This is a genomic window from Deinococcus terrestris, assembly GCF_009377345.1.
In the GTDB taxonomy this organism is placed as follows: Bacteria; Deinococcota; Deinococci; order Deinococcales; family Deinococcaceae; genus Deinococcus; species Deinococcus terrestris.
This window is the reverse complement of record NZ_WBSL01000033.1, coordinates 1-1,650: the sequence shown is the minus strand read 5'-3', so window position 1 is coordinate 1,650 and position 1,650 is coordinate 1. Positions and strand designations below refer to the sequence as shown.

The 1,650-nt window shown below is 54.6% G+C and carries 2 protein-coding genes; both read left to right on the top strand.

Going from position 1 to position 1,650, the window contains the following annotated elements:
* The first annotated feature begins 890 nt into the window (after window positions 1-890).
* Window positions 891-1,277 carry a hypothetical protein gene (locus F8S09_RS17465; protein WP_152872699.1) on the top strand — a complete coding sequence of 129 codons (387 nt, stop codon included), beginning with the start codon at window positions 891-893 and terminating at the stop codon, window positions 1,275-1,277.
* Window positions 1,259-1,543 carry a transposase family protein gene (locus F8S09_RS18090; protein WP_322618897.1) on the top strand — a complete coding sequence of 95 codons (285 nt, stop codon included), beginning with the start codon at window positions 1,259-1,261 and terminating at the stop codon, window positions 1,541-1,543. Before F8S09_RS17465 ends, F8S09_RS18090 begins: the two co-directional genes overlap by 19 nt.
* The last annotated feature ends 107 nt before the right edge of the window (window positions 1,544-1,650 follow it).

Sequence of the window (1,650 nt, the reverse complement as noted above, 5' to 3'; positions counted from 1 at the left end):
CCGATTCCGTGACTGGTACAACCAGGTCAGGCTCCATTCAGCTTTGGGCTACGCCTGCCCCTGGGCTAAGCTGCTGGAGACGGCGAAGTCTCGCAATGCCGCTTGAAGGTTTTTCTGGAGCAGTACCGGGGGACAGGCACGCCCGCCAGAATCGGTCACCACGGCGAGGGGCGGCTGAGCGCCGCCCCAGACTGACAAAGTCCTGCTAGAAATGGAGGGCAGGTGCTGACCGATCAGCCGACCCAGGTCAGGGAAGGCACATCGTCCATAGCCCCTCATCCCCCAAGCCATTCAGCTCATCGTCGTGCTGGACGAACTTTCTTCCCATCAACACAAGCCCTAAACGGGGTCATGAGTCAATCACACATGAACTTCTATAGTTGCACCGGAGGTTTTCATGAACGATCCATAGCGACATTGGTACTTGCATGACTGTTTCTGGTTTTATGTGGACAACAAGCAAAGCCAGCTCTTACATCTCTCAAAGTACGAGTGAGGGGGTAGAGTATTGGAGTAAGACTCAACTTGATGAAGTTAAAGACCTCTCCGAATTGGGTAAAATAACAACCCCGTTTAGGGCTTAGCCGAGGGCAGCTCGAAAGCGTCTGGGAGTAAACTTTACGGATTCTGCATGCGAGAAAAGACTTCTGGTTGATGGTCAGGCATCCTCAGCAAAATCATCGTCCTAAAAATGGGCCATGACAACAGCAAAATACCGAAGTCATGTCAGGAAGATAGGTCACACTCGTGATATGATTTTGCAACATTTGTCTTAAACTTGAGTGAAGCTAATGCCTAGCATGTAAGGTAACATGATCCTCGCGCAGCATCTACACTGGTTTTGAACTACATCCAACGCCTCCTCGTCCTCTTGCCTTAGGAGTGAGCATATGAAACGTCTTGTTGGAACAGCATTTGCCAGTGTCAGCCTGGTAGCCTGCGGCTACCAGGCGCCAGTGCCGGCAGCGGTCGTCCCCTCCTTTAATTCCCCTGAAGTGCAGGCTCAATTAGCTCAGGCTCAAGCTGCGTTGGAACGGACACCACATGTCCAGCAGATGCTCACCAAGCTCGGCGTCTCGTCGTTGAGCGAGTTGGAAGACAACGTCATGTATTTCCCGACGCCGCAGGGCATTAAAACCCTTCGCTTGAATCCTGTAGACGATCATTTGGCACCTCAACAGCTCAGTGGGGGGATCGGACAGTCCACTGTTCAAGAAACAGTAGACCTCTTGCGAAAGTCGCGGAGTAAGCTAGTGGGATGGAGCAAGACCGTCTAGCACGCACAATGCGGATGAATCGCACGCAGTTCCGGCGACGTACCGGGGTCTATCCCGAAACCTTCGCCGAGATGGAGGCGGTCCTCGCAGAGCGGGAAGCACAGAAGAAGAAATCTGGCCGTCCAGCCGCACTCAGCGTCGCGGAACAACTGCTGCTGACCTTGGAATTCTGGCGCGAATACCGCACCTTCGCGCACCTGGGCGATGACTGGGGCGTTCATGAGACACCGTGCACCGCACGGTGGAACGGGTCGAAGCCGCCCTGATCGCCAGCCAACAGTTCCAGATGCCCAAGCAGCGTGTGTTTCGGGAGGCACAGATCGTGTACAGCATTGTCGCGGTCGATGCCTCCGAGGTCCCCTGCGAGCGACCC